The sequence below is a fragment of the Acidovorax sp. K2F genome (genome assembly GCF_025246485.1).
Lineage (GTDB): Bacteria > Pseudomonadota > Gammaproteobacteria > Burkholderiales > Burkholderiaceae_C > Acidovorax > Acidovorax delafieldii.
The window spans coordinates 24244-30748 of sequence record NZ_JAOBSQ010000043.1 but is presented as its reverse complement, the minus strand read 5'-3'; the positions used below and the strand labels follow the sequence as shown (position 1 = coordinate 30748).

General features: G+C 65.1%; 8 protein-coding genes. 6 read left to right on the top strand and 2 right to left on the bottom strand.

Annotated features, from left to right (window positions below; all coding sequences use genetic code 11):
• The coding region (locus tag N4G42_RS16790; RefSeq protein WP_260667976.1) for an AAA family ATPase at positions 1–194 on the bottom strand (194 nt) is incomplete at its 3' end.
• A 42-nt stretch (positions 195–236) separates the two neighbouring features.
• On the bottom strand, positions 237–2096 hold the full coding sequence (locus tag N4G42_RS16785; RefSeq protein ID WP_260667975.1) for a glutamine--tRNA ligase/YqeY domain fusion protein: 1860 nt from the start codon (positions 2094–2096) through the stop codon (positions 237–239).
• A gap of 171 nt (positions 2097–2267) precedes the next feature.
• Here N4G42_RS16785 and N4G42_RS16780 point away from each other — a divergent pair, with 171 nt between their 5' ends.
• The 6 genes from N4G42_RS16780 to N4G42_RS16755 all read left to right on the top strand — a co-directional run bounded on the left by N4G42_RS16780 (position 2268) and on the right by N4G42_RS16755 (position 6492).
• Positions 2268–2603: a hypothetical protein gene (locus tag N4G42_RS16780; RefSeq protein ID WP_056064701.1), complete on the top strand. Its 336-nt coding sequence runs from the start codon at positions 2268–2270 to the stop codon at positions 2601–2603.
• A 193-nt stretch (positions 2604–2796) separates the two neighbouring features.
• Positions 2797–3270, top strand: a complete 474-nt coding sequence (aroQ, locus tag N4G42_RS16775; RefSeq protein WP_108498832.1) for a type II 3-dehydroquinate dehydratase — start codon at positions 2797–2799, stop codon at positions 3268–3270.
• A gap of 27 nt (positions 3271–3297) precedes the next feature.
• On the top strand, positions 3298–3711 hold the full coding sequence (gene arfB / locus N4G42_RS16770; protein WP_056747066.1) for an alternative ribosome rescue aminoacyl-tRNA hydrolase ArfB: 414 nt from the start codon (positions 3298–3300) through the stop codon (positions 3709–3711).
• A 170-nt stretch (positions 3712–3881) separates the two neighbouring features.
• Positions 3882–4712, top strand: coding sequence for a DODA-type extradiol aromatic ring-opening family dioxygenase (locus N4G42_RS16765; RefSeq protein ID WP_260667974.1), 831 nt, complete (start codon positions 3882–3884; stop codon positions 4710–4712).
• A 57-nt stretch (positions 4713–4769) separates the two neighbouring features.
• Complete coding sequence (locus tag N4G42_RS16760) at positions 4770–5441, top strand: alpha/beta hydrolase (protein WP_056064687.1); 672 nt, start codon at positions 4770–4772, stop codon at positions 5439–5441.
• A gap of 160 nt (positions 5442–5601) precedes the next feature.
• On the top strand, positions 5602–6492 hold the full coding sequence (locus N4G42_RS16755; protein WP_260667973.1) for a DUF3014 domain-containing protein: 891 nt from the start codon (positions 5602–5604) through the stop codon (positions 6490–6492).
• Positions 6493–6505: the final 13 nt, after the last annotated feature.

Genomic DNA, 6505 nt, shown 5'->3' with positions numbered 1-6505 from the left:
CTAGGCGACAGTTGAGATGCAGACTCCGGGCCTGCCAAAAGCAGCGCGAGTGCCTGAAGAATGGTTGTCTTTCCACTGCCATTTTCGCTAAGTAGAGTGATCCACCGAGGACGCTCTTGGGTTTTTGTTGAAAATTTCAATGTGCATTTTTCAAAGCATTTGATATTTTCGAGAGTTAATTCTTCAACCCACATGCTGCATCCTTGATATTGGGGAGTGGAAATAAAATCTGTGGGTTACTTCCCCCACGAATCCTTCAACCCCACCGCCAAGTTAAACACCGGCTTCTCCGCCCGGTGATCCACCCGGTCCGCCACAAAGTACCCGTGCCGCTCAAACTGGAACTTGTCGTCCGGCTTGGCATTGGCCAATGACGGCTCCACGATGGCGGTCACCACCTTCAGGCTGTTCGGGTTCAGGCTTTCGATGAAATCCTTGCCGCCCGCGTCGGGGTGGGCGTCCAGGAACAGGCGGTCGTACATGCGCACTTCGGCGTTCACGCCGTCGGCCACGCCTACCCAGGTGATGGCGGCCTTGACCTTGACGCTGTCGGCGCCAGGGGTGCCGCTCTTGGTGTCGGGCACCACGGTGGCCAGCACTTCGGTGATGTTGCCGTCAGCGTCTTTGGTGCAGCCGGTGCATTCAATGACGTAGCCGCCCTTCAGGCGCACCTTGTTGCCGGGGAAGAGGCGCTTGTAGCCCTTGGGGGGCACTTCTTCAAAGTCTTCGCGCTCGATCCAGACTTCCTTGCCGATGGTGAAGTGGCGCACGGGGATTTCCACCCCTTCCGCGACGCCTTGTGTCGCTTCATGGTTCTGGTGGGGCAGGGCGGGCAGGCTGCAGGGCTCCAGGTGGCCGGCACCCATCACGTCGTCCCAGTTGGTGAGCACCAGCTTGACGGGGTTGAGCACGGCCATGCCGCGGTGGGCCTTCAGCTCCAGGTCTTCGCGCAGGCAGCCTTCCAGGGTGCTGTAGTCGATCCAGCTGTCGGACTTGGTGACACCGATGCGCTCGGCAAAGGTCTGGATGGCGGCGGGGGTGTAGCCACGGCGGCGCAGTCCCACGATGGTGGGCATGCGGGGGTCGTCCCAGCCGCTGACCTTGTGGTCGTACACCAGCTGGGCGAGCTTGCGCTTGCTGGTGATGACGTAAGTGAGGTTCAGGCGCGCAAATTCGTACTGGCGGGGGGGCGGGCTGGCCAGCAGGCCGCCTTCGGTCAGGCGCTCCAGCAGCCAGTCGTAGAAGGGGCGCTGGTCTTCAAACTCCAGCGTGCACAGGCTGTGGGTGATCTGCTCAAGCGCGTCTTCAATAGGGTGCGCGTAGGTGTACATGGGGTAGATGCACCAGGTGTCGCCCGTGTTGTGGTGCGTGGCACGGCGGATGCGGTAGATGGCTGGGTCGCGCATGTTGATGTTGGGGCTGGCCATGTCGATCTTGGCGCGCAGCACCATCGATCCGTCTTCGTGCTGGCCGTCCTTCATCTCGCGGAAGATGCGCAGGTTCTCTGCCGGCGTGCGGCTGCGGAAGGGGCTGTCCACGCCGGGCTTGCTGAAGTCGCCCCGGTTCACGCGCATTTGTTCGGCGGTCTGTTCGTCCACGTAGGCGTGGCCGGCTTCGATCAGGTATTCGGCTGCCCGGTACATGAAGTCGAAGTAGTCGCTGGCCTGGTAGGGGGCGGCGCTGCCGGGGGCCTGTCCGATCTGTGTCCAGTCAAAACCGAGCCATTTCACGGCGTCGATGATGCTGTTGACGTATTCGGTGTCTTCTTTTTCGGGGTTGGTGTCGTCAAAGCGCAGGTGGCACACGCCGCCGTAGTCGCGCGCCAGGCCAAAGTTGATGCAGATGCTCTTGGCGTGGCCCACGTGCAGGTAGCCGTTGGGTTCGGGCGGGAAGCGGGTGCGGATCTTGGCGGGGTCGGGCTGGCCGGCTGTGTGGTGGGCGGCGTCGCCGGGGGAGCCAGCCCAGCGGCGGGTGGCGTAGGTGCCTTTGTCCAGGTCGTGTTCGATGATCTGGCGCAAAAAATTGCTGGGCTTGACGGTTTCAGGGGCCGCAGAAGTGGCAGTGGCGGCGGTATTGGCGGGGGAGGGGGTGCTCATCCAGCCATTTTAGGCGGCGGTTTCGTGACGGTTTACGCATTAAAACCAGCGCGTGTACGTTCAGACACAACGTAAAGACGATTTTGTGCCATCCTTTTAGGCACTTGGTGCGTTGTGTACCGGTGAGGCGTGTCCTTTTGGCTGGCCGCCCTCATTCACTAGGAGATTTCCATGACGAAAACCCGTTCTGTTTCTACTGCGGCCGCTGTGGCGGGTGTGGCGCTGGCCCTGTTGGCCGGTGCTGGCTCCGCCCAGGCCCGCGATGTCAATTGGTCCGTGGGCATTGGCGTGCCCGGCGTGGTGGTGGGGGCCAGCAATGGCTACTACGCCCCCGCCCCGGTGTATGTGGCACCGCCCCCACCGGTGTACTACGCTCCCCCTCCACGCCCTGTGTACTACAACGCTCCCCCGGTGTACTACACGCCACCCCCAGCGGTGTACTACGGCGGTTATGGTTACGGCCACCGCCACCACGGGCACGGCCACGGTCGCCACTGGGACCGTTGATCAGCCCCCAGCGGCTGGTTTGTCACCAACCTCTTGGGCGCGAGTCGCTCACAGGCAGCGTTGCACAGGCTGCCTTTTACAGCGGTCCTTCGGGGCCGCTTTTTTATTGGGGCGGCCCCTGCGCTGGGGCGCCGCATAATCCCGCACTCTGGCCTGCCAGCGTGGCAGGCGCATTGCCCCGGAGACCCTGTCTGTGACTGCCAATAAAACCGTTTTTGTCCTCAATGGCCCCAATCTGAACCTGCTGGGCACGCGCGAGCCTGCCGTTTACGGCGCGGCCACCCTGGCCGATGTGGAAAAGCTTTGCACCGACGCCTGCCACCGCCACGGTTTTGCGCTGCGTTTTCACCAAAGCAACCACGAAGGCGCGCTGGTGGACTGGATTCACGAGGCGGGCCGCCTGCACGCAGCGGGCGAGCTGGCGGGCGTGGTGATGAACGCCGGGGCCTACACCCACACGAGCATTGCGCTGCACGATGCCATCAAGGGCACAGGCATCACCCTGATCGAGCTGCACATCAGCAACGTGCACGCGCGCGAGGCCTACCGCCACCATTCGTACATGGCTGCCGCTGCCAAGGCAGTGATGTGCGGATTTGGGGTGCTGGGCTATGGCCTGGCGATTGACGGGCTGGCGCAGTTGCTGGCCCAGCAACCAGCGGCCTGATGGCTGGGCGCGGGGGATTCCACGGCCATGGCCCCGCTGCCCCTGCAAGTTTCTGAGGACGAGGTTGAAATCACCGCCATGCGCGCGCAGGGCGCGGGCGGGCAAAACGTCAACAAGGTGTCCAGTGCCGTCCACCTGCGGTTTGACGTGGTGGCGTCGTCGCTGCCCGAGGGTGTGAAGGAGCGCTTGCTGGCCCTGCGCGACACCCGCATCACCCAAGACGGTGTGCTGGTCATCAAGGCCCAGCAGTACCGCAGCCAGGAGCAAAACCGTGCCGATGCCCTGGAGCGGCTCAATGCGCTGGTCAACAGCGTGGCCGTGCCGCCCCGCGTGCGCCGGGCCACCAAGCCCACCTATGGGTCGAAACAGCGGCGCTTGCAAAGCAAAACGCAGCGGGGCGAGACCAAGGCACTGCGCGGCAGGGTGCGCGACGGCTCCTGACCTGCGGGCCAGAGCAGGCCTGCGTAGGGGCTGGTGGGCGTTGCGCGCTGAGCACCAAGGCGCTGTCAATGTTTGATTGGCATCATCCGTAGAACAATCTGTCTGCCTTGCAGGGCTTGGTATCACGGGCTATCAGTCCTACATTCATGGTGTTCCTTGTTGGAGTTGTCATGTCTGCCTCTGCCCAAGCCCCCGTTCGTGTTTCTGCCGCAGTCCCCGCGCTGTTTGTGTCGCATGGTGCGCCCTTGTTCGCATTGGACGCTGGCACCACGGGCCCGGCGCTCACGCAATGGGGCCAGAGCCTGAAGTCGCAGTACCCCGGCCTGCGTGGCGTGGTGGTCATGTCGCCACACTGGATGGCGCGCTCGGCGCAGGTGATGACCGGGCCGCAGCCTGCCACCTGGCACGACTTTGGCGGATTCCCTCCCGCGCTGTACCAGCTGCAGTACCCTGCTCCGGGCTCACCTGCTTTGGCGCAAGAAGTTCTGGGCCTGTTGCAGGCCGCTGGCGTGGCGGCCCAGGGCGATGCCGCGCGTCCCTTTGACCACGGCGCCTGGGTGCCGCTGATGCACTTGTTCCCGCAGGCCGACGTGCCTGTGGTGCAGGTGGCGCTGCCCGTGGGCGCAGGCCCGGCCGAGGTGTATGCACTGGGAGCCGCCTTGCGCAGCCTGCGCAGCCAGGGCGTGCTGGTGGTGGGGTCGGGCAGCATGACGCACAACCTGGCCGAGTTTTTTGGCGGCGAGCGCGCGCCCGCGCCCTATGTGCTGGAGTTCAGCCGCTGGATCGAGGACGCCCTGGCCCGTGGGGACATGGCAGCACTGCTCAACTACCGCAGCCAGGCGCCTCACGCCCACCGGGCGCATCCGACCGAAGACCACTTTTTGCCGATCTTCTTTGCACTGGGTGCAGCAGGCGACGACCTGCACGCAAACTACTTGAGCCGCGAGGTGATGTACAGCATGCTGTCGATGGACGCTTTTGCCCTGGAGCCGGCGCACTGACACGGAACTCCTTGCATTCCACCCGTTTAGGCCCTAAACCATTCGAGGCGCACATATATGCTTACCTTGCCGCTCACATTTTTGCAGCGTCCCGCTGCCGCCACCGCACCCCGGCCCTGGCTGCTGGTGCTGATGCATGGCGTGGGCAGCAACGAGCAGGACCTGTTCAGCCTGGCCCCGCAGATCCCGGACCGGTTTCATGTGCTGAGCCTGCGTGCGCCGTTTCGCATGGGGCCGGGATCACACGCGTGGTTTGATTTCTCCATCGAGCCCAGCGGCGAGCGCACTATCAACGAAGAGCAGGAGGCGCAAAGCCGCGCCCTGGTGGCCCAGGCGGTCGAGTCTGCCGCAGAGCAACTGGGCATTCCGCCCGAGCGGGTGGTGGTGGGCGGCTTCAGCCAGGGCGGCATCATGGCGCTGTCGCTGTTGCTCACCCGGCCCGCGTTGATGCATGCAGGCCTGGTGTGGCACAGCCGCCTGCTGCCGCAGGTGGTGCCGCTCACCGCACCTGCCGATGCGCTGCGTGGCAAGCAACTGTGGCTGAGCCACGGCACACACGACAACGTGATCCCGCTGGCCAACGCCCAGGCCATCGCCCACCACATGGCGCCGTTGCCGGTGACGGTGACGTACCGCGAGTTCCCCAGCGCACACGAGATTCGCCCCTCCGAGCTGGCCGCCACGGTGGCCTGGCTGGAGTCGCTGTCCACCACACCGACGGCGTTTTAAGCAGGGCATTCTCCCGGGCCGGCCCGGGGCGGGCTACATCGCGTTACCGGGGCCTGGGTGGGCGGTTGTCCAATCGTTTACGCCCCATATGGGACTGAGAGGGAACGACTGACGCCATGGAGGCTCGGACAAGGGTTGTTCCTGTGTTGAAGGAGAGCCCATGCCCGATCAAGACACCGCAGAATTCCGCCCCGCGCCAGAGCGCACCTCCGCCGCACTCTGGGTCTTGCTGGCCGCGCTGGTGTGCGCCGTGGCGGCTGGCGCGGCATGGTGGTTCTGGCTGCGGCCGGTAGAGCTCGCATTGGCGCCACCCCCTGTGGTGGCCGCTCCACCAGCACCGGCAGCGCCCACGCCCGCTCCCGAGGCGTCGGGGCCGCAGAACCCGGTGGATGCGCTGGCACCGCCCGACGCTGCCTTGCCTGCGCTGGCCGAGTCTGACCCTCGGGTTGCAGAGCTGTTGGCCGAGCTGCTAGGCCGCGACAAGCTGGCGATGTTTCTGCAGACCGACGGTTTTGTGCGTCGTGTGGTGGCCACGGTGGACAACCTGGGCCGCGCCCACGTGCCATCGCGCATGTGGCCGGTGCAGCCCACGGCGCAGCGGTTTGTGGTGGATGGCACTGGCAACGCGCCCACCACCATCGCGGCGGCCAATGCCGCACGCTACAGCGCCTTCTTGGCGTTTGCTGAAGCGGTACCGATGGAGCCCGCCGTGGCGCTGTACGCGCGGCTGTACCCGCTGTTTCAGCAAGCGTATGAAGAGCTGGGCTACCCCCGGCGCTACTTCAACGACCGCCTGGTGGCGGTGCTGGACCAACTGCTGCTGGCGCCCGAGCCTGCGGGCCCGCTGCAGGTCAAGCTCACGCCCGTGAACACCGAAGTGCCCAACCTGCGGCCCTGGGTGCGCTACGAGTTTGTGGACCCCGCGCTGGAGGCGCTGCCCAGCGGTCAGAAGATCCTGCTGCGCATGGGCCCCGCCAACGAGGCGCGTGCCAAGGCGCTGATCCGCGAGCTGCGCAAGCGCGTGGCGACGAGCGACGTGGCGCGCAAGTAAGGCCCTCTAGCCT

Bases quoted from the DNA above. Each gene is read 5' to 3' on its own strand.
- N4G42_RS16785 (WP_260667975.1), bottom strand. From the start codon at position 2,096: ATGAGCACCCCCTCCCCCGCCAATACCGCCGCCACTGCCACTTCTGCG.
- N4G42_RS16765 (WP_260667974.1), top strand. From the start codon at position 3,882: ATGTCTGCCTCTGCCCAAGCCCCCGTTCGTGTTTCTGCCGCAGTCCCC.
- arfB (WP_056747066.1), top strand. From the start codon at position 3,298: ATGGCCCCGCTGCCCCTGCAAGTTTCTGAGGACGAGGTTGAAATCACC.
- N4G42_RS16780 (WP_056064701.1), top strand. From the start codon at position 2,268: ATGACGAAAACCCGTTCTGTTTCTACTGCGGCCGCTGTGGCGGGTGTG.
- N4G42_RS16760 (WP_056064687.1), top strand. From the start codon at position 4,770: ATGCTTACCTTGCCGCTCACATTTTTGCAGCGTCCCGCTGCCGCCACC.
- N4G42_RS16755 (WP_260667973.1), top strand. From the start codon at position 5,602: ATGCCCGATCAAGACACCGCAGAATTCCGCCCCGCGCCAGAGCGCACC.